At 47.0% G+C, this 21,114-nt stretch carries 15 protein-coding genes; 8 read left to right on the forward strand and 7 right to left on the reverse strand.

The window, feature by feature from the left end:
* Positions 1 to 8 precede the first annotated feature (8 nt).
* Positions 9 to 530: a low amplitude/bright protein LabA gene (gene labA, locus NDI42_RS06975; protein WP_190417704.1), complete on the reverse strand. Its 522-nt coding sequence runs from the start codon at positions 528 to 530 to the stop codon at positions 9 to 11.
* A gap of 337 nt (positions 531 to 867) precedes the next feature.
* Positions 868 to 1,689 (reverse strand): sulfurtransferase, encoded by an 822-nt coding sequence (locus NDI42_RS06980; protein WP_190459628.1) that lies wholly within the window; start codon positions 1,687 to 1,689, stop codon positions 868 to 870.
* 266 nt (positions 1,690 to 1,955) lie between these two features.
* Here NDI42_RS06980 and NDI42_RS06985 point away from each other — a divergent pair, with 266 nt between their 5' ends.
* The 3 genes from NDI42_RS06985 to glmU all read left to right on the forward strand — a co-directional run bounded on the left by NDI42_RS06985 (position 1,956) and on the right by glmU (position 5,510).
* A complete protein-coding gene (locus NDI42_RS06985; RefSeq protein WP_199311424.1) occupies positions 1,956 to 2,837 on the forward strand; it encodes a tRNA (5-methylaminomethyl-2-thiouridine)(34)-methyltransferase MnmD in 882 nt (293 codons plus the stop codon).
* 181 nt (positions 2,838 to 3,018) lie between these two features.
* On the forward strand, positions 3,019 to 4,029 hold the full coding sequence (locus tag NDI42_RS06990) for a response regulator (protein WP_190459632.1): 1,011 nt from the start codon (positions 3,019 to 3,021) through the stop codon (positions 4,027 to 4,029).
* Between the two features lie 104 nt (positions 4,030 to 4,133).
* Positions 4,134 to 5,510: a bifunctional UDP-N-acetylglucosamine diphosphorylase/glucosamine-1-phosphate N-acetyltransferase GlmU gene (gene glmU / locus NDI42_RS06995; protein WP_190459633.1), complete on the forward strand. Its 1,377-nt coding sequence runs from the start codon at positions 4,134 to 4,136 to the stop codon at positions 5,508 to 5,510.
* A gap of 76 nt (positions 5,511 to 5,586) precedes the next feature.
* Here glmU and NDI42_RS07000 read toward each other — a convergent pair whose 3' ends face one another.
* Both NDI42_RS07000 and NDI42_RS07005 read right to left on the reverse strand, forming a co-directional pair.
* A complete protein-coding gene (locus NDI42_RS07000; protein ID WP_190459635.1) occupies positions 5,587 to 6,546 on the reverse strand; it encodes an isoaspartyl peptidase/L-asparaginase in 960 nt (319 codons plus the stop codon).
* Between the two features lie 90 nt (positions 6,547 to 6,636).
* Entirely contained in the window at positions 6,637 to 6,780 is a 144-nt protein-coding gene (locus tag NDI42_RS07005; protein ID WP_190417764.1) for a DUF2256 domain-containing protein, read from the reverse strand.
* Between the two features lie 107 nt (positions 6,781 to 6,887).
* On the opposite strand from NDI42_RS07005, the gene NDI42_RS07010 reads away from it, so the two are divergent.
* Both NDI42_RS07010 and NDI42_RS07015 read left to right on the forward strand, forming a co-directional pair.
* Positions 6,888 to 7,700: an RNA methyltransferase gene (locus tag NDI42_RS07010; protein WP_190459637.1), complete on the forward strand. Its 813-nt coding sequence runs from the start codon at positions 6,888 to 6,890 to the stop codon at positions 7,698 to 7,700.
* A 159-nt stretch (positions 7,701 to 7,859) separates the two neighbouring features.
* Positions 7,860 to 9,461: a serine hydrolase gene (locus NDI42_RS07015; RefSeq protein ID WP_313931489.1), complete on the forward strand. Its 1,602-nt coding sequence runs from the start codon at positions 7,860 to 7,862 to the stop codon at positions 9,459 to 9,461.
* Positions 9,462 to 9,552: 91 nt separating this feature from the next.
* On the opposite strand, the gene obgE is transcribed toward NDI42_RS07015, so the two are convergent.
* The 3 genes from obgE to NDI42_RS07030 all read right to left on the reverse strand — a co-directional run bounded on the left by obgE (position 9,553) and on the right by NDI42_RS07030 (position 12,215).
* Positions 9,553 to 10,566 (reverse strand): GTPase ObgE, encoded by a 1,014-nt coding sequence (gene obgE, locus NDI42_RS07020; RefSeq protein ID WP_190459642.1) that lies wholly within the window; start codon positions 10,564 to 10,566, stop codon positions 9,553 to 9,555.
* Between the two features lie 72 nt (positions 10,567 to 10,638).
* The gene (locus NDI42_RS07025) at positions 10,639 to 11,325 is read right to left on the reverse strand and encodes a Mo-dependent nitrogenase C-terminal domain-containing protein (protein WP_190459644.1); all 687 of its coding nucleotides are present in this window, start codon (positions 11,323 to 11,325) and stop codon (positions 10,639 to 10,641) included.
* A gap of 203 nt (positions 11,326 to 11,528) precedes the next feature.
* On the reverse strand, positions 11,529 to 12,215 hold the full coding sequence (locus tag NDI42_RS07030) for a ComF family protein (RefSeq protein WP_190459646.1): 687 nt from the start codon (positions 12,213 to 12,215) through the stop codon (positions 11,529 to 11,531).
* A gap of 160 nt (positions 12,216 to 12,375) precedes the next feature.
* Here NDI42_RS07030 and NDI42_RS07035 point away from each other — a divergent pair, with 160 nt between their 5' ends.
* From NDI42_RS07035 to NDI42_RS07045, 3 genes are all read left to right on the forward strand, one after another.
* Positions 12,376 to 15,825, forward strand: coding sequence for a PAS domain-containing protein (locus NDI42_RS07035; protein WP_190459648.1), 3,450 nt, complete (start codon positions 12,376 to 12,378; stop codon positions 15,823 to 15,825).
* A 404-nt stretch (positions 15,826 to 16,229) separates the two neighbouring features.
* Positions 16,230 to 20,951 carry an ATP-binding protein gene (locus NDI42_RS07040; RefSeq protein ID WP_199311420.1) on the forward strand — a complete coding sequence of 1,574 codons (4,722 nt, stop codon included), beginning with the start codon at positions 16,230 to 16,232 and terminating at the stop codon, positions 20,949 to 20,951.
* 63 nt (positions 20,952 to 21,014) lie between these two features.
* Positions 21,015 to 21,114 (forward strand): IS1 family transposase (locus tag NDI42_RS07045; RefSeq protein ID WP_190450560.1); only part of this gene is annotated, 100 nt, incomplete at its 3' end.

Here is a 21,114-nt window from a genome sequence, read left to right on the forward strand (position 1 = left end):
GTCATTAGCTAATATTCAGTCTTCTCAATATGATCCCGAATATCATTTAAGTCTATGTAACGATCTGTAGCGTTTCGCAGCTCTCTAGCTATCATTCCTTCTGTAGAAACCACTGTGATATGAGTATTTTTGGAACGTAATAGTTCGATGGCTCTTTCAAAATCGCCATCCCCACTAAATAAAACTACCCTGTCGTACTGCTCTACTGTATTAAACATATCTACGACAATTTCAATATCTAAATTTGCTTTCTGGGAATAGCGCCCAGATGTATCATCGTAGTATTCTTTGAGAATTTTAGTGCGAACGGTATACCCTAAACTAATTAGTGCGTCTCGAAATCCCCGCTGATCCTGCGGATCTTTAAGCCCTGTGTACCAGAAGGCATTGATGAGTGTTGTTTCTGGCTGTTCTTTTTTGAAATATTCCAACACCCTTCTAGGATCAAAAAACCAACCATTTTTTTGTTGAGCGTAGAACATATTGTTCCCGTCTACAAAAATAGAAAGACGGTTCATTAAGCAAGCCATAGAAGCTAAGACCTAAAATTTGTAGAAAAGAATTTAATCGGAATGATTTATTCTAGCAATTTGTTAGTATAACAGTTTATTTATACTTACTCTAGCGTCAATATACTATATCTGTTTCTCTGTAACTGTATGCCCAAAGACCGACAGTGGCATTCAGGCGGACTTTAGAGGTGTCTTGGGGGAGGAAAATCGGAAAATTGACGCTGCACACCAAGATCGCTCTGACAATTACTGCTTATTTAAACTCTACCTTAGTTCAGGAATTTGTAAATGTCCTACTTGTCACCAGAATGAATATTTAGGACAAGCTATTAGCCACTACTGCCCCTGTAACATCTTAGAGGTAGGAACACCAATCGCTCCAGCTGCCAGCATAAAGCTTGCCTGTGTGAATGCCAGCTATTTCAAGAGATAATAGATTGACGCAAGCAGTGACACCAGAACCGCAATAGACCAAAATTTCTTCAGCTTGCTCTAAACCCTTCCATCGTTGGCGTTGTTCTGTCATCAGTCGTAGGTAAGATTGAGTGTTAGAGACATCTTGCCAAGGGTAGTTAAGTGCGCCGGGAATATGACCTGCAATCGGGTCAATTGGTTCTCGTTCGCCTCGGTAGCGATCGCCTTCTCGCGAATCTACAAGCATAACTTGCGGCAAGTCTTTCTTTGCTTTCACTGTTTCAATATCCACCACTAAATCTTCTTGCAACTGCACCACAAAATTACCTGTATTTGGTATCGGTAGAACATCTGTAACTGGATGCCCCCCAGCTACCCATCCCGCAAACCCTCCATCCAAGACGACTTGACGATTATGCCCCAGGTAGCGCAGCAGCCACCAGAGACGGGACGCAAAAGCGAATCTGGAATCATCGTAAGCAACAACCAGGGTTTCTTGAGAATTTACCCCGATAGCTGCTAACTTATTAGCTAACTCTTCTGGGCTGGGTAAAGGATGTCTTCCACCATGCTTTTCAACATTACCCGAAAGGTCTTTATTTAAATCAAGATAGTAAGCACCCGGTATGTGACTGGTGAGGTACTGTTTGTGTCCTAATTCTGGATCTGTCAGGGAAAAGCGACAATCTATAATAACGACTGGAGGATCGTTAAGGTGTTCGCCTAGCCATTGGGCGGAAACTATAAAGTTGTTATCAGTCATAACTTGAAAAGTCAATCTAAAATACCAAATAATTGAGATTCGCTTTGTATTGAGTAATGGCTATAAAAAAATATGATTAGTGTAATTATGAGTAACAATATCTTTACAATTTCCTTATAGGCACAGAGTAATCTTACCAAAAATGATGTTTTTTGTATTGCTCTAGGTTGTTTCCTTGGTACAAACTAACTACTATAAGCACTTCAGAACACTCAAGGGTAGAGATGCTTACAACGTCTCTACAACCTAAGCATCAATTAAGAATAATGGATAATGGCGGCATCTTCACACCACAACTTACAGATGATGGCTCATTCACCTTCTTCTCACAAGAGTTTTGCGAAGCTTTTCACAGTCAGCATGGTGCTAAGCAGGAAGCCGAACTTAAGTTTGTGAATCCTCTCCAACTCAAGGAGAAAGCGCAGCAACCAACATTGCATCTATTGGATGTTTGTTATGGTCTTGGCTACAATACAGCAGCAGCGTTGGAGACGATTTGGGCAGTAAATCCAGATTGTCGCGTTGAGTGGGTAGGCTTGGAATTAGACGCATCTGTAGCACCAGCTGCGATCGCGCACAATCTCCTCAATAGCTGGAACCCCGAATACATCCAAATTCTCGCTAAACTAGCAATATCTGGACAAGTTAAGACAGAACGTTTACAAGCAAATCTACTCATCGGTGATGCTAGGGAAACAATTAGGCAAGTATATCTCTCCGGCTTTAGAGCAGATGCAATTTTTCTCGATCCCTTTTCACCCTTGCACTGTCCCCAACTGTGGACAGTGGAATTTCTGGACATGGTTGCCAAATGCTTAAAACCTTCAGGGAGACTTGCTACCTATTCCTGTGCGGCGGCGGTGCGGACAGCACTTTTAGCAGCCCAGTTACAAATTGGTGCGACACCACCAGTAGGGAGACGATCGCCGGGAACCGTCGCCGCGCAAAAACCCCGATTACCGCCACTATCATTACAAGAACAGGAGCATTTGCAAACCAAAGCCGCCATTCCCTACCGCGATCCGAATCTGAGCGATCCAGCCGATGTAATTTTGCAACGGCGTACAATAGAACAGCAAACCAGCTCTCTAGAGCCATCCTCTCATTGGAAAAGGCGCTGGTGTCAAAAGCAAGATACAAAATCTTAAATTTAGGTCTTAAAATTTATCACAACTATTGCAACAAAACTTTGCATAATCGCTCTAAAATATCCGTGAAAAGCCTGATTTTATAATTGAGCGATTCGCTCATACTAAAAACAAATTTCTGGGATAGGCGATTTTAAATTTATTAAATGCTTCTGCTTTTTCGCAAATAAGGTGTTCTTCAGTGAGCTTTATCGATTCTGAATTGCCCAAAGTTCTAGTTGTTGACGATCATCCCTCCAGTCGGATGACAGCAGTAGCACTCCTGTCGGTGGAAGGCTACGAAGTATTAGAAGCCGACAGTGGCCCAGTAGCATTAGAACGAGTGCTGGAAAGCAATCCGGACTTGATTTTGCTGGATGTAATGATGCCGGGAATGGATGGATTTGAGGTGTGTCGCCGCCTGAAGGAGAACGAACACACGCGCTTGATTCCGGTAGTGTTCATCACCGCATTAAATGACAGGCGATCGCGTATCATGGGCATAGAAGCTGGTGGTGATGACTTTCTCACCAAACCCTTCGACCGCTTGGAATTATCTGCTAGGGTGCGATCGCTCGTTCAGCAAAAGCGCTTAAATGAAGACCTGGATCACGCTGAACAAGTTCTTTTCTCAATTGCCCGTACCGTCGAAAGTCGCGACCCTGTAACTGGCGACCACTGCGAACGGCTGGTAACAATGGGCAAAACTTTCGGAGAGTTTATCAATCTTGGACGCAATGAAGTTCGGGATTTAGTCTGGGGAGGCTATCTCCATGATATCGGTAAGGTAGGGATTCCCGACTCCGTGCTGCTCAAAAAAGGAAAACTCACTCCCGAAGAGTGGGACATTATGAAACAGCATGTCACTATCGGGGAGAAAATTTGCAAACCCCTGCGAACCATGCGGGGTGTCATTCCCATTATTCGCTATCATCACGAACGCTGGGACGGTACTGGCTATCCGGATGGACTCGTAGGCGATGAAATTCCAATTCTTGCTCAGGTGTTTCAAATTATTGATATTTACGATGCCCTAACCAGTGAACGCCCATATAAACCGGCTTTCACCCCAGCCGAAGCTTTAGAAATCATGAACGAGGAAGCCTCAAAAGGTTGGCGCAATCCCCAACTTGTGCAGCAATTTGCTGAATTTATTCAATCTACTCAGCAACCTGAAAGCCTGAGTCGGGAGGAAGCGTTTGCTCAAAAATGACTCAGATGATGGGAAAGCTTTTCCTCAAGTATGAAATTCAATTTTGAAGGTTCACCCTTCATCCTTTATCCTTTTAGCTGGTAGCTGAAGGCTGATAGCTAAACATGGTAGCAGTAGCAATTCTTGCAGCAGGACGTGGAACGCGGATGAAATCGGATCTGCCCAAGGTTTTACACTCTTTGGGAGGGCGATCGCTCGTCGAACGGGTTCTGCATAGTCTGTCCGAAATCAATCCATCTCGGTGTCTTGTCATTGTCGGGTATCAGGGCGATCGCGTCAAAGACTCTCTTGCGGGGGTTATTGATCATTTGCCCCCAATTGGAAGTTTAGAGTTTGTCGAACAAACAGAACAGTTGGGTACAGGCCACGCCGTCCAGCAATTACTTCCCCACCTAGAGGGCTTCGCTGACGATTTGCTGGTTTTAAATGGGGATGTTCCCCTCTTGCGACCGCAAACCATCCAAAATCTGTTGCAGACTCATAAAACAAATCAAAACGCCGCTACCCTTCTCACCGCCCATCTCCCCAATCCTAAAGGCTACGGGCGGGTTTTTTGTAACGGTCAAAATCTGGTAAAAGAAATTGTGGAAGACCGGGACTGCACACCCGCTCAAAAGCAAAATCGTCGGATTAATGCAGGTGTTTACTGCTTCAAGTGGTCGCAACTGGAAAAGGTGCTACCGCAACTGGTGGCGAACAATGACCAGCAGGAATACTATCTCACCGATGCGGTAAAATTCATGGCACCTGTGATGGCTGTGGATGTGGAGGATTATCAGGAAATTCTCGGCATCAATGATCGCAAGCAGATGGCTTCGGCTTACGAAATATTACAAGAGCGGGTGAAAGATTCTTGGATGGCTGCTGGTGTCACTCTGATTCACCCAGACACGATTACGATTGACGACACGGTGCAGCTTTCTCCCGATGTGGTCGTTGAACCCCAAACTCATCTGCGCGGACAAACGGTAATTGGTGCAGGTAGTCGCATTGGCCCCGGTAGCTTGATTGAAAATAGCTCTATTGGGGAAAATGTGACAGTGCTTTATTCCGTGGTGACGGACAGCGCTGTTAAAAACGGCAGCCGAATTGGCCCCTACGCCCATCTCCGCGGTCATGTAGAGGTTGGGGAATCTTGCCGCGTCGGGAATTTTGTGGAATTGAAAAATAGCACTTTGGGCGATCGCACAAATGTCGCTCACCTATCTTATTTAGGAGATGCCACACTGGGTAATAAAGTTAACATTGGTGCTGGGACAATTACGGCAAACTACGACGGGGTGAAAAAGCATCCGACAACCATAGGCGATCGCACGAAAACTGGTTCTAACAGTGTTCTTGTCGCTCCGCTAACATTGGGAGAAGATGTGACAGTTGCTGCTGGGAGCGTAGTTACAGAAGATGTGCCAGATGATTCTCTGGTAATTGCGCGATCGCATCAAGTAATTAAACCCGGTTGGCGCTTAAACCCAGAAAAATAACTTTACCCGTCTTTGCGTTCCCAGTCTCAGACTGGGAACGCACAAATCGAGGCTGCTTGGGAAATGCCATCTACTTTTAAGCTACAAAGCCTGTGAGGGTGTCTCCAGTCCATTCCAGAGTGTCGCCCATCTTTTCGCCAGTGTGAAAAGCAGAAAGGAGGACTTCACTGGTTTTGCCAAAAGCGATCGCGCCTGTCGCATCAATTCCAATCGCCCCAAAATCTCGGCGGTGGTTATAAGCTTCGCCAAACGAACGCTCAAACGCTTGGGCAAGAGATAAACCATCAGTGACACGTACCACAATTCGCGCCGCCAGACACTCATCAATGATGTCTTCCCCAATACCCGTACAACTGATCGCTGCTTTCTGGGTAGCGTAGTTCCCGGCTGGCATCGCTGAGTCACTAACCCGCCCAATTCGCTCAAAACCCTTGCCACCAGTCGAAGTTCCGGCAGCTAAGTTTCCTTGCCCATCTAGAGCCACTACACCAATCGTTCCAACTCCTGCCTTGCTTGGCTCAACTAGCTCTTGTTCCGCTATGACTCCAGCAGCTTCTTTGATAAAGTTCTCATCGCGTTCCTGAAGCCATTCCTGCAACCGGATCTCGATCATGGGATTGTAAACTGGAACTTGCAATTCCCGGATTAGTTCCATCGCCCCAAAATCCGACAGCACCCGATCCGCAGAAGTTTGTAAAGCTTGGGCTAATTCAATCGGATGTTGTACCCGCGAGACATTAATTACACCACTGAAACGCTGACTTTCCCCATCCATCAGCGAAGCACTCATGCGAATTTGCCCGTCTGATTGCAGCACGGAACCTGTTCCAGCATTAAAGCGGGGATCGTCCTCTAGCATATGGCAAGCACTGACAACTGCGGCTGAGGCAGTTGCTCCTGCCATCAGCAACAAGTAAACTTCCTCTACGACTTTGTATAGAGATTGGCGTACTGCATCAACTCCCCCTTTACTCTTGAGAGAGCTTCCGGCACCGCCGTGAATGATAAGCTTGGGTTGCACCTGGTTAACTGACATTCCTTGAACCTTTGTAATGCGTGATATTTAGCGAGGATTGGGAATTGGGAAGAATTTTACTCAGAGCCTAGTCCCTAGTCCCCAGCCATTTTATGAGCGGCGGCGGCGACAGCGCTCCGAACAGTATTTCACATCATCCCAGCAATCAGCCCATTTTTTGCGCCAAGTGAAGGGACGTTGACATACCGGGCAAATTTTTGTGGGTAAGTCGGACTTGGAACGAACACGCTTCATGCTAAGTTGACGATACATTGCTATTTAATTTTACGTAACAATTAGGGCAGGATGGGTACTATCTGTCTAGAGATAGATGTGCTTTTTACTGTTTTCTTGAGTAAGTCATGGATGAAACCACATTAACGAGGGTGCGGATTGTGTTGGTGGAGCCAGCTGGCGCTCGAAATGTTGGTGCTGTGGCTCGTGTGATGAAAAATATGGGGCTGCGTCAGTTGGTGCTGGTGAATCCCCAATGCGATCGCCTCTGTGAAGAAGCTGTGCATATGGCAGTTCATGCCCTAGATGTGTTGGAACAAGCCCAGGTAGTTGCAACAATGCCAGAAGCATTATCCGGGTGTACTCGTGCGATCGCTACCACTGCCCGCGTCCGAAGTATAGAAACTAATCTGGAAAATCCCAGAACCGCTTTACCGTGGTTGATTGCAGAACCAGTGTCATCAGCTTTGATTTTTGGCCCCGAAGATCGGGGGTTAAGTAATTCGGAATTGAATTATGCTCAACGATTTGTACGCATTGCCACCAATCCGGAGTATCCTTCTTTAAATCTGGCAGCTGCTGTTGGCATTTGTTGTTACGAGCTTTATTCGTCAGTAATCAGCGAATTGTCAAGTTGTCAGGTTGAGTTGTCAGATTTTAATAACTTGGCAACCTTTCAATCTGACAACATTGAAACGCCGACTGAAACTGCACCCTTAGAACTCTTAGAGGGGTATTATCAGCAGATGGAAGCTGTGTTATTAAAAATGGGTTATCTGTATCCCCACACTGCGACAAGTCGCATGGAAAAATTTCGCCGCATCTTCAATCGAGGTAATTTAAGCAAAGAGGAAGTAGCTATGCTTAGAGGGATTTTTAGTCAAATGGATTGGGCGCTGCAATTTTTACCCGAATCAGCAAAAGGCGATCGCAAGCAATAGGACGCGCCATAGAATAGGGGATTGGGGACTGGGGACTGGGGACTGAGGACTGGGAAAATTTCCCAATCTAAAATCCAAAATCCAAAATCGATGTCGCCTGTACAGTGGTTGGGCGCTCTTTTTAACAACTAACAGCTAATAATGGTGGAGGAGTTGGGAGTGACTCAGCAGCCTGCAAATCAGTCAGTTGTGCCAGAGGTGTCAGTGGGGAGTAAGTATACAGGTAAGGGGCAAACGCCCGACAAGGTTCGCGCCGCCATCCGCGAACGTCGCCGCCGAAAGGAAAAAAGTCAAATTGCATCGCCAACGCAGGGCGAAGCATCTAGCAGTCCAGTGCCACGACGTACACCCTTGGTAAGGGTGGAAGACAAGCGTCAACCTGGAATTGGGAGTGAGGAATTACGGGCGGATTTAGGGCAGAAAGCAGTTTTGGGAACAGAAAGACGGAAATCGTACTTGTCGGCGCGATCGCAAAGCAGTACAGATTTGACTCGTGGAGGGCAACAAGCACGTCGGCGTAGCGGCCGAGTGCGCCAAAGAGCAAATGCCAATCAGTCAATCTTTGCTGCCTCCTCAGAGCCAAGGAATAATGTTACACGAGTGAAAAAACCTTCTGCGTCTCTACCTGTCAATCTGCCAGTAAATAAGTCAACTCGTCGGACAAGACCTCAACGCCCCGTATCGCCTCTGCTATACGCTGCCCGTCTGTTGATTTTGGGGGTAGGAGTAGGCGCGATCGCTGGTACTTTATTATCAGCCTGGGACCCAGCCAAGCGCCAGCTAACAGGCGCTATTAATCCAGAAGTCGCGATCGCTCAAAATTCAGCCGTTGGCGGCGAAGCAGTAGCTTCAAGACAACCGAATACTCAGAACTTACCACCAACGGCGCTTGCTGTGGGCGAAGAAATCCCAACGTTAAAAGCCAAAGTGCAAGCTTTGGTAACGCAAAATCCCAAATTTCAGCCGGGAGTATTTTTAGTAGATTTGGAGACCAATGCTTACCTTGACTTGTCGGGAAGCGAAGTTTTCTCCGCCGCCAGCACGATCAAGGTGCCAATTTTGGTCGCCTTTTTTCAGGATGTAGATGCTGGCAAAATCCGTTTGGATGAAAAATTAACTTTAGAGCAAAATGCGATCGGGGGTGGAAGCGGCGAATTGCAGTACAAAAAGCCAGGGACGCAGTACACAGCCCTGGAAGTGGCAACCAAGATGATTATCATCAGTGACAACACTGCCACAAATATGCTAATCCAGCGTCTGGGGGGCGCTCAGGCGCTCAATCAGCGGTTCCAATCTTGGGGCTTAACAGCAACAGTAATTCACAACCTACTTCCAGACTTGGAAGGAACCAACACTACCACTCCTAAAGATTTGGCGAATTTGATGGCAATGGTTAATCAAGGAAATTTGATGTCTTTGCCATCACGCGATCGCTTGTTGGACATCATGCAGCGCACAGTAAATAACTCGTTGCTGCCAAAGGGACTGGGAAAAGGCGCTACGATCGCCCACAAGACCGGGGATATCGGCTCTCTACTCGGAGATATTGGTTTAATCGATTTGCCTAGTGGCAAGCGCTATGTAGCCGCTGTGATGGTGAAACGCCCCCACAACGATTACAAAGCCTCGGAGTTGATTCGTCAGATTTCCCGTACAGCTTATCAATACTTCAGCAAACCGCCATCTGTCCCTGATGCAACTGAATTGTCTCCCATGCCTAAGCCTGTTACTGCGGGAAATAATACCAGTTTTATTAATTAGGGATTGGGGACTGGGGATTGGGGACTGGGGATTGGGTAAGACTTTTTACTAATCCCCAATTAGCAATTAGCAATTAGCTATTAGCAATTAGCTATTGACTAACAAGAGATAACTGATCCAGAGTTTGCCAGATTTCTTGTAATAAAGGGTCTAGTCCAATTCGCGCCACTGCTGAAATAGCAAAGACAGGTGCAGAAGTCATCGAGCGTAACTGTTGCGCGATCGCTTCTACATCTCGTTCCCCTGGAGCCAGCGCATCAACCTTATTGAGTGCTATAACTTGCGGGCGCTCAGTTAAACCCCGCCCGTAAGCTTCTAACTCCTGCTGTATTGTTTGATACGCCTCAATTGGATCGTCGCTGGTAACGTCAATCATGTGCAGCAGTAGCCGGGTGCGCTCAATGTGACGCAAAAAGTCGTGACCTAATCCAACACCCGTATGAGCGCCTTCAATTAAACCGGGAATATCAGCAAACACAGTACCATCGCCGTTGGGTTTGCGTACTACGCCCAAATTCGGCACCAAAGTTGTAAAAGGATAATCTGCCACCTTGGGTCTGGCAGCGGAAATCGATGAAATTAGAGTAGACTTACCAGCATTAGGTAAACCAATAATTCCAACTTCAGCTAACAGTTTCAATTCCATACGTAAATGGCGCTTTTCACCAGGTAGCCCATCTAAAGCATACTCTGGCGCTCGGTTGCGGTTGCTCAGGAAATATTGATTTCCCAATCCGCCCTTGCCACCTTGAGCTATACAGAAAGTTTGCTTTGGCTCGACCAAATCAGCCAACAGTTCATCCGTTTCGGCATCATAAATCATAGTGCCGCTGGGGACATTAATAACGCGATCGCGTCCCGCCGCACCAGTCCGATTATTGGGGCCTCCACGCTCTCCGTCGTCTGCCTTAAAACGATGGTTGAACCTAAAGTCCAGCAGCGTTTGCAAATTCTCTTGAACTACTAGATACACTGAGCCGCCGCGTCCCCCATTACCTCCCGATGGCCCGCCTGCTGGCACATACTTCTCCCGGCGAAAGGCGACAATTCCATCGCCGCCTTTTCCCGCCTCAACTTCAACTTCTGCCTGATCGATAAATTGCATAATTACTAATTGAAAGATTGCTAATTGCTGATGGCTAATTGTTCATTGTTCATTGCGATTAGCCATCAGCAATTAACAGTAAGTCGAAACATCTTCTCCACAATCATCCGCTAGATAGGACAACGCCCGGAAGCGCAAACCTACTAACTGTTCGTAGAGAGGATTAAGCTTGCAAAGTGGTGGAATGTGGACAATCTTTTGCCCAAACACTTTAACATCTCGCTCAAACGGACACTGAGCGGGAATCATTTTACACAAAAATCGCGCTAATCGCTGGTCGTGAATTTCTAATCCGTCCAGCCAAACTCTAACAGGTTGCAACACCACGCGATTCTTTATCCGAGCTGCCGCTCCTGTCTCTAGTTTAGAGTCAATCTGACCTCCTTGGCTGGATTTCAGCGCCTGTCGCAGCACGGACAGAGCTTTTGGCTCCTGTCCCAATGCCTGACAAAACTCGCTCAACAATTGATCCTCGCTGGAGGAATAGACACCATCAGCCACTGCAACCATTACAGCAGTACGCAGGAAATTTTCTGCGGCGCGGGCATCTTTTCCAAAAGCTGCTGCCAGTTCATCGGGCGTAATTTGTTCAACTGATGCGAAATCACTAGCAAGAGCCAGTTCATCTTGAGCCAGCGATGCAATTAATTTTTGTTCTTCGGCATCAAAGTCGCCGTCTGCCCAAGCAAGCGTCAGCAAACCGCGTATCCAAGCCGTCATTTGCTGGCTAGTGTAGGGAGATTGAAGCACGCTTGTCATAAAACTCTAATTTTGGTTGAATGTACGTTGCGATCGCTTTAAGTCGATTTTAGCTCTGGCGCTGACGCACTTGTTTGTCTAAAAGACTGAACTACTCGCTGGACTTGCGTTTTTGGCGAATTTACCAGAGTTAGGATCGTTTCTCTCTTCGATGCTAACGAGCTTTTCCTAGACACGCGGGGGGGTTTTATGTCAGGAAAACCCTACTTATGGGCTGTTTTTTGGGAATTTTTTGGTGTAGCGATCGCTACCAGCCCGTATACTGGAATACCTTGCCCCTTCAGGGTTTCACTTGCCGCTTTAGCTGTCGCCCCGGTAGTATAAATATCATCCAATAGTAGTACAGAGCGAGATGGGCGCGATCGCCTAAAGCCTTTCCCCAAACTGAAAGCTCCAGCTAAGTTTTGTTCTCTTTGAGTACCAGATAAGCTAAATTGAGCTTCAGTCTCCCGAATGCGCTCCAAACCGCATTTTTGTAAGGGGAGGCGGGTGAACTCGCAAAAGCTTTGTGCTAATAAGTCAGCTTGGTCATATCCCCGCTTTTGGCGCTTCTGTGCGTGCATAGGAACGGGAACAACGACCAGAGATGGAGAAGACACAGGAGAATTTAACCAAGCTTGACCTAACCAATGGCCCAAAGGACGAGCTATCTGGGGTTGGTTGTCATATTTTAAGGCTGTGATCGCTCTTTTTATTGCGCCCCCATAAACTCCCCAGGCAAATACAGGAAATTCCTCTTCCCACTGGGCATAATTTGATGATTGGCAGCGTTGAAGTTGCCTGTAACAATCGTGGCAAAATTCTTTGGGAGTTGGGCGCTGGCAAAGAGGACAACTAGACTCAATAAAAAGATTTAGCAAGCTTTGGAAAATCTGACGGCTGTTCCCCATTTTCAGCACTCCAACCTAATCAACTATTTTTAATCCTGGCTTAAAATGGTTATCTATAAAGGAATTTAAACATATATATAAAAATTATTTATTGCTTTTCTAAAAATCAAGCCACAACGCTCAGGTAATACCTGAGTATTATCATCTCAGAGGAAATCTTTTGAACATCAGCTTCTGGTCGCAGCAGAGTGGCCCCATCCTTACCTTAGTAACGATTGCTATCATTGAGCTACTGTCCCAGACTGTATTTTCCATTCCCAACCCAGCTCCGATCTATCTCACTGCTGTAGTATATGCTACATTCAGCGGCAGTTTCCCCTCTGGGTGGATCAGTGCGACGATGACGCTAGTTTATGCTCTCTGGTTCTTTTCTACACCAGGTGAACTATTTCACTACACAGATGCCAATGCACACAGCGTAGTTGTCCTAGCTTTAACGACACCCGCGCTGGTGCTGATGGTTGGTTTCCTGAAAGATAGAGTAGAGAAGGCTGTGCAGCTAGAGACAGCAAATACCATTCTCCAACAGCAGCTAGTGGAGATGCAGCAGGTGGAGGTAGAACTGCGAAATGCAAACGATCGCTTTCATCTGGCAGCAGAGGCAGTTAATGGTATTATTTACGACTGGGATATTACTAAAAATTACGCAGAAAGAACCAAAGGGCTGACCGACGTTTTAGGCTATCAAATCCAAGAAGCTGAAGCTACCGCTGATTGGTGGGCAGAGCGCATCCATCCGGAGGATAGAGAGCGGGTACAAGAGGCAATTAAGCAAGCTCTGGCTCTAGAGAGCAGTTTTACTATCGAGTATCGGGTTTGCCACAAAAGCGATCGCTACCTGTATGTTTGGGATAGAGGATTAATCGTGAGAGATGCCTCTCAAGCAGCGGTGCGAGTAGTCGGCTGCACCTTGGATATAAGCGATCGCTTCCACGCAACTATGGAACGCGATCGCCTGCTGGAACAATTAGAAACCGAACGCGCCCTCTTAGAAGCAGTGCTGCAACAAATGCCAGCGGGTGCGATAGTTGCCGAAGCACCGTTAGGAAAGCTAATTTTGGGCAACGACCAGGTGGATCAGATTTGGCGGCATCCTTTCTTAACATCTGCAAACATTCAGGAGTACCACGAGTACAAAGGCTTTCATCCGGATGGGCGTTCCTACGAGCCGCAAGAGTGGCCTCTGGCGCGTTCCATAAGCACAGGCGAAGTGGTGATGGAAGAGGATATTGAAATACTGCGCGGCGACGGTACGCGGGGTACAATGCGCGTCAGCTCTTCCCCAGTGCGATCGCGTACTGATGCCATTGTCGCCGGAGTAGTTATTTTCTCCGACATCAGCGATCGCAAACGAAATAAAGCGCTGATGAAAGCGCAAAACACCGTTTTAGAAATGATTGCCAGTGGCGCTCCCCTTCCCCAAGTGCTGGATGTCTTGACTAGATTAATTGAAGAACAATCCAATGGGGCGCTTTGCTCCATCCTACTACTGGGCAAGGAAGGGAAAAAACTATTTTTCGCTGCTGCCCCCAGCCTCCCAGAAAGCTATAAACAGGTAATTGCGGATGGTCTTGCCATCGGTGAGAACGCTGGCAGTTGCGGAACTTCGGCTTATAGACGGGAGCCGGTAATTGTATCCGACATTGCCAATGATCCCCTCTGGGCAGAATTCAGCCATGTTGCCTTGGATCACGGACTCCAAGCTTGTTGGTCACTACCCATATTTTCCACGCAGGGAGAAGTCTTAGGCACCTTCGGGATGTATTATCGCACGCCGCGATCGCCCAATTCCCAAGAATGGAAACTAATCGAGATATCAGCTCATTTAGCAGCGATCGCCATTGAGCGTCAGCGTTCCCAAGAGGCGCTGGTAAAAAGCGAGGCACGGTTTAGGCGTTTGGCTGAATCTAATATTCTCGGCGTAATTTTCGCGGATTTTAGCGGCAACATTATTGATGCTAACGATGCCTTTTTGCAAATGGTGGGCTACACGCGGGAGGAATTTAACCAAGGGAAAGTGCGTTGGGATACCATGACACCGCCAGAATATCTCCCTCTAGATGAGGAGAAAATTTTGGAACTGCAAGCGTCTGGAAGTTCTACTTCTTGGGAAAAAGAATACATTCGCAAAGACGGCTCGCGCATTTCTATTTTGGTCGGTATCGCCCTTCTAGAGGAACCTGAAAATACTTGTGTCTGCTTTGTACTCGACTTAAGTGAGCGCAAGTTGTTAGAAGAAAGTTTGCGACAACAGGCACAAGACTTAGAACAAGCAAATCGCATCAAAGACGAGTTCCTAGCTGTAGTTTCCCACGAACTGCGGACACCTCTAAACGCCATGCTCGGCTGGGCGACTCTGCTGCGTAGCCGCAAGTTTAACGAAGAAACAACGTCACGAGCGCTGGAAACAATCGAACGCAATGCCAAATCACAGGTGAAACTGATCGAGGATATATTAGATGTCTCGCGCCTGATGCAAGGGAAAATCCGCCTGAATATCTGCCCTGTTGAACTAAAGCCACTAATTGAAGCTTGTATTAATACTGTCCTACCTTCCTGCGAAGCGAAAGGGATAATTTTAGAGTCGGTAATAGACCCGGTTGCTGGCTTTGTTTCCGGCGATGCAGAACGCTTGCAGCAAATTATCTGGAATTTACTTGCCAACGCCATAAAGTTTACCAGCGAGGGCGATCGCGTGACGGTGCGATTGTCAGCGGTTAGGGAATTGACAAGTTCTAACAAGTTAACAACTTTGCCACGTTTAAACGTGACAACGGGAACCGAAGAGTTGTCAAGTTCTCAAGTTGCAGGGTTGGCAAGTTCTAACAACTTGACAACTTTGCCACGTTTAAACGTGACAAAGGGAACCGAAGAGTTGTCAAGTTCTCAAGTTGCAGGGTTGGCAAGTTCTAACAACCTTCAAACGCCAATAAACTACTACGCTCAAATTCAGATAAGCGACACAGGCATTGGTATTAACCCAGAATTTCTGCCCTTTATATTCGAGCGCTTCCGGCAAGCTGATAGTACCACTACGCGATCGCACTCCGGTTTAGGGTTGGGTTTAGCAATTGTTCGCCAGCTGGTGGAACTTCACGGTGGCACTATTAAGGCTACCAGTCCCGGAGAAGGGCTAGGATCTACATTTACAGTGCAGTTACCACTCCAAGAAAGGGGACTCTTGACTAGGGAAAAGCAGGATTTCCCAATCTCCAATTCCCAATCCCCAATTTCCCTCAAAGGTTTGCGGATACTGGTGGTGGATGATGAAGCGGACGCTCGTGAATTTCTCACCACAGCCATAACACAATACGGCGGCGAGGTACTAGCTGTAGCATCGACAAGAGAGGCTCTAAAAGCACTGGAACAATTCCAGCCAAATGCCCTTGTCAGCGATATCGGAATGCCTCTAGAAGATGGCTATTCGCTGATTCGGCAAGTAAGAAGCCGTTTGGCAGAACGCGGGCAGCAGTTGCCAGCACTAGCCCTGAGTGCTTATAGCACCGAGGCAGATAGCAAAAGAGCGATCGCGGCAGGTTTCCATCAACACCTTGCCAAACCAGTCGATCCAACCGAATTAGTAGAAGCGATCGCCAAGCTTCTGCTTTAGAGGATGTCCCCAAAGATTATATTCGAGAAGCTTAGACGGTGGAGATACTCCTATTTAGGGGACTTGGAGCGGAATTGTACTGATTTATGCCCTGAACTAAAGTTCAAGGCTCAAAGCTAAAACCTGTTAAAACGGGTTGAAAACCTTATCCACTAAGCTAAAGCTTACTTTAGCTTCTCGCTGTGAAATTTATTTCCAGGCTCTTAAGTAATTTATAGGTATGTTCGCGGGGAACATACCAACTTTTGACATTTCTGGGACATCCTCTTCGCCGCATTGCAATATAAATCAATAGTTTTTATCTGTAGCCTGCTATCAATTGTAACTATCTCTAAAGGTAGATTTATGCGGCATTAGATGCCTTTTACCTTTAACCTTTAGGGTTTAGGCTGAAGGCAACAACTATGCGATCGCCTTTATTTAGATTCACAATGGAGGAAGATACGAAAAAGCAAGATATGCGAATACATCGGGATGAACTAGGCTACGGCGTTGCGGTATCGATTTGTACTTTGATTGTGCTAGCACTATGGCCCGATCTCTTAACAAATCTATTGGTAGGAAACGGTTTTATCCCACATGGACATTGTTACCTGTGGAAACCCAACTTGGTATGGCTCCACGTAGTTTCAGATTTTCTGATTGGACTTGCTTATGTTTCGATTTCCGGAACTCTAAGCTATTTAGTCTACAAAGCCCGCCGAGACATCCCCTTTTATTCAGTGTTCTTGGCATTTGGATTATTTATCATTGCCTGCGGTGCCACCCATTTTATAGAAATTTGGACATTGTGGCACCCGATGTATTGGCTATCGGGAAGCATTAAATTAATTACTGCGATCGTATCGGTAACTACAGCCTTATTACTGCCGCCGTTAGTTCCTCAAGTAATAGCACTGGTTGCAGCCGCCAAAAGCTCAAATGAGCGCAAACTGCAACTAGAAACCGCCAACCAAGAACTAGAGACACTTTACCAAAAACTCAAAGAACTCGACCAGCTAAAAACTCAGTTTTTCGCCAACGTCAGCCACGATTTGCGGACACCACTAACGTTAATTTTAGGCCCAACCGAGAAGCTATTAGCGGACTCCCAAAGCACGAGCATTGAGCAGCGTCACAACCTAGAAGTCGTAAACCGCAACGCCCAAATCTTGCTCAAGCGTGTCAACGATTTGCTCGACGTTTCCAAGCTAGAAGCAGGGAAAATGGAGATCAACTACGCCCCGACTGACGTAGCGCAACTGGTGAGACTGACAGGGGCATACTTTGAGATTCTTGCACAAGAGCGAAAAGTAGCTTTTTCGCTGGAAACACCCCCATCCCTACAGGCAACTGTAGACGCTGATAAGTTACAGCGCATCTGTTTTAACCTGCTTTCCAACGCCTTTAAGTTCACTCCTTTAGGTGGCAGTATTCGCTGCATTCTGGGGGAATCAGTAGTCACGTCGTCAAGTGGTCAGCTTAAATTGTCAGGTTCTAGCAACTTGACAACATTGCAACCTAACAACCTTAAAACACCAACAGACTGTTTTATCCTTACTGTTCAAGACAGCGGTTTAGGAGTGCCGTTGGAACTACGCGAGGTAATTTTCGAGCCATTCCGTCAGAGAGATTTAGGTTCCAATCAACTGTTTGGTGGTACAGGTCTGGGACTCGCCATTGTCAAGGAGTTTGTGGAACTGCACGGTGGAACAATTACAACTGGCGATGCTTCCGGAGGCGGGGCGATTTTTACTGTTTGCATACCAAAAACAGCATCTAATGAGGTTCTTAGTTTTGGGGCGAAAGAGTTAGCCGAAAATACTAAATTTACCGACAATATTAGTACAGAAAATTCAAACCAAACTACCACAATGGATGGTGAGTTTTGCGGACTGGCGACTGGGGATGAGGGACAAGGGACTGGGGACAAGGGACTAGAAACTACCGACCGGGGACAAGATAAGACTTTTTCCTCTTCCCCAATCCCAATCCCCAATCCCCAATCCCCAATCCCCAATCCCCAATCCCCAATCCCCAATCCCCAATCCCCAATCCCCAATCCCCAATCCCCAATCCCCAATCCCCAATCCCCACTGGTATTGGTAGTTGAAGACAATCCGGAAATGAACCAGTTCATTGCCGAGATTTTAGCAAGAAAATATCGCGTAGTTACTGCCAGAAATGGGCATGAGGGATTGGACAAAGCGATCGCTCTTTCTCCCGATTTAATCCTCACAGATGTGATGATGCCCCACCTGAACGGCGAACAGCTAGTGCGGAAAGTAAGATCCATTACTGCACTGGATGGCATCCCGATTATCCTTCTGACTGCCAAAGCTGACGACAAGCTAAGAGTGCAGATGTTGCGAGAAGGCGCTCAAGATTACCTGATGAAACCCTTCCAAATTGAGGAATTACAGGCAAGGGTGGACAATGCGATCGCTATTAAACAGGTTCGCGAGGTACTACAAACCGAATTGCAAATTCTGGATGGAGATGTAGCGGTATTAGCAAACGAAGTCGCCAACCGCAAACGCGAACTGCAAAAAGCCAATGATGAATTAGAAATTCGAGTCACCGAAAGAACCCGCGAACTACTAACAGCTAACGAACTGCTAAAAGTAGAAATCGCCTCTCACTCTTTAGCAGAAGAGTCTCTAAGAGCCAGCGAGAAACGCTTCCGCAGTTACTTTGAACTTCCTCTAGTCGGTATCGCCATCACTTCACCGGAAAAAGGCTGGCTAGAAGTAAACGATAAATTGTGCGAGTTCTTAGGCTATTCTCGGCAAGAACTCAGGGAGGTGACTTGGGAAGATTTAACTCATCCCGATGATTTGCAGCCTGATCTGGATCAGTTCAACAAAGTCTTAGCAGGGGAAACTGAAGGCTATTTGCTTGATAAGCGGTTTATCCGCAAAGATGGTACTGTCATTCACACCAGCATCTCGATTCGCTGCGTCCGTCGTGCTGATAAGTCGATTGATTACTTTATAGCAGTCCTTCAAGACATCACTCTGGCTCTTCAGGCTCTTGAGTCCCTGCGCCAGAGCGAATCTACTCTCCGCAGCTTCTTCGATAGCGCTCCTCTGATGATGGGGATTGTGGAGCTTGTGGATGATGATATCTTGCATATTTCTGATAATCGCACCAGCTCGAAGTTGTTTGAGACAACACCAGAGGCGATGCGAAACCAAAAAGCTAGCAGTTTGGGAGTACCACCGAAATATCTGCGCTTGTGGTGTCATCAATACCAGTTGGCTCAACGCAGCCAAGCTCCTGTACACTTTGAATATCCTCACAAGATTGGGAGAAATAAGAAGTGGCTATCAGCAACAGTCTGCCCAATCGAGGTATCAACGCTGGCGCGTCCAAGATTTGCTTATGTGGTGGAGGACATCACCAACCGCAAGCAAGCTGAGAAAGAACGGCTCCAGCTCTCCCTTGAACATGAGGCTCGCGTTCAAGCCCAGGAACAGCAGCAGCGTTATCAGCTGATGGCTGAAACTGTGCCGCAGATAGTATGGACAGCAGGCCCGGATGGCGCAGTCGATTACTTCAACCAGCGCTGGACTGACTATACAGGAATGACACTGGAAGAAAGCCTTGGCTGGCAGTGGCAGCCAGTGCTGCATCCAGATGACCGGAACCAGAATATTGAGCGTTGGTTGAGTGCTGTTGATACAGGTGAGACTCACGAAATTGAATGTCGCTTTAAGAGGGCATCGGACGGGACTTACCGCTGGCATTTGATTCGGGCGATGCCGATACGCGATCGCAATGGTTGGGTTGTCAAGTGGTTTGGAACTTGTACGGATATTGACGATCAAAAGCGAATCCTTTCATCAATGCGGTTTTTAGCGGACGCTACTGTGGTGCTGACCTGTTCGCTGGATTATCACGCTACCCTGCAACGGCTTGTGCAACTGGTGGTGCCACATTTAGCTGACTGGTGTACTGTTCACATAAAATCGGCTGATGGCTCCCTGCGCCTGCTTGAGGTCGCGCACGTTGACTCAGAACGAGTGCAGCAAGCATGGGAAGTAGAGAAGCGCTACCCGTGTGACCCACAAATGCAGCATGGTTTGGCAAAGGTGATGCAGACTGGTGTGGCGGAACTTGTGCCGGAAATTCCCGACTCGCCGCCGGATGCGATCGCTGGCGATGAAAACTTTTGCTCATTTTGCAATATGGGTTTCAAATCCTATATGTGCTTACCTTTGGTTGCTCGTGGTACTACCCTTGGGGCAATTACCTTTCTAACTGCCGAATCAGGTCGCCAATACAATGAAGCTGACCTCGCCTTGGCATCGGAACTCACCCACCGAGCGGCAATGGCAGTGGACAATGCCCGACTTTACCAGGAAGCTCAAGAAGCAAGTCGCATGAAGGACGAGTTTCTAGCAATTATTTCTCATGAGTTGCGAACGCCAATCAACTCGGTGCTGGCATGGGCGCAAATGCTCAAGACTCGCAAGTTGAATGAGGCAAAGACGAATATAGCTCTGGATACTATTGAGCGCAATGCTAAGGCACAGACCCAGCTGATTGAGGATTTGTTGGATGTGTCACTGATGATTCGGGGTAATTTGTCAATAGATCGTCGCCCTGTTGACCTAAAAACGGTGATTCAGGTGTCGCTTAATACTTTGCTCGCCTCGGCGCAGGCAAAAGGAGTTGAGATTGAGACGATACTCGACTCGGCTGGCAAACGTGTGGAAGGGGATTCCACACGTTTGCAGCAAGTTTTCTCGAATCTGATATCTAATGCCATCAAGTTTGCAACTGGGGGCGATCGCGTGACGGTGCGATTGTCGGTGGAGAATGAACCAGAGCAACAAACAACTAAGTATGCCCAAATTCAGGTAAGCGACACGGGAGTAGGCATTAGTGCAGAATTTTTGCCTCATGTCTTTGATTTGTTCCGTCAGGCTGATAGTTCAATAACGCGATCGCATGGCGGACTGGGACTCGGTTTGGCAATTGTCCGCTATTTGGTGGAACTACATGGCGGTACTGTGACCGCCCAAAGTCCCGGTGTTGGACAGGGAGCAACATTTACTGTGCTGTTACCACTCCAAGAAACCAAGGAAGTAAGGGAAGGGGGAATTACACGTACTGGAACAAGAGGAAGCGATTTTGGGTAGTCCTGCATAGTAATGCTAATGAACTATAATTTTAATTATTCAACCTACCTTAATTTTTAGCTTATGCAATGCCCCAAGTGCGACTCTCAATACGTTGTAAAAAATGGTCATACTCACACTGGTAAACAAAATTTTAAATGTCGAGATTGTGGCAGACAATTTG

Origin of the sequence: Funiculus sociatus GB2-C1, from assembly GCF_039962115.1 — a bacterium.
Taxonomy (GTDB): Bacteria; Cyanobacteriota; Cyanobacteriia; order Cyanobacteriales; family FACHB-T130; genus Funiculus; species Funiculus sociatus.

Coding starts and splice junctions, on each gene's coding strand:
- labA (WP_190417704.1), bottom strand. CDS start 530: ATGGCTTGCTTAATGAACCGTCTTTCTATTTTTGTAGACGGGAACAAT.
- NDI42_RS06985 (WP_199311424.1), top strand. CDS start 1,956: ATGGATAATGGCGGCATCTTCACACCACAACTTACAGATGATGGCTCA.
- NDI42_RS07030 (WP_190459646.1), bottom strand. CDS start 12,215: ATGGGGAACAGCCGTCAGATTTTCCAAAGCTTGCTAAATCTTTTTATT.
- glmU (WP_190459633.1), top strand. CDS start 4,134: ATGGTAGCAGTAGCAATTCTTGCAGCAGGACGTGGAACGCGGATGAAA.
- NDI42_RS07040 (WP_199311420.1), top strand. CDS start 16,230: ATGCGATCGCCTTTATTTAGATTCACAATGGAGGAAGATACGAAAAAG.
- obgE (WP_190459642.1), bottom strand. CDS start 10,566: ATGCAATTTATCGATCAGGCAGAAGTTGAAGTTGAGGCGGGAAAAGGC.
- NDI42_RS06980 (WP_190459628.1), bottom strand. CDS start 1,689: ATGACTGATAACAACTTTATAGTTTCCGCCCAATGGCTAGGCGAACAC.
- NDI42_RS07010 (WP_190459637.1), top strand. CDS start 6,888: ATGGATGAAACCACATTAACGAGGGTGCGGATTGTGTTGGTGGAGCCA.
- NDI42_RS07025 (WP_190459644.1), bottom strand. CDS start 11,325: ATGACAAGCGTGCTTCAATCTCCCTACACTAGCCAGCAAATGACGGCT.
- NDI42_RS07005 (WP_190417764.1), bottom strand. CDS start 6,780: ATGAAGCGTGTTCGTTCCAAGTCCGACTTACCCACAAAAATTTGCCCG.
- NDI42_RS07000 (WP_190459635.1), bottom strand. CDS start 6,546: ATGTCAGTTAACCAGGTGCAACCCAAGCTTATCATTCACGGCGGTGCC.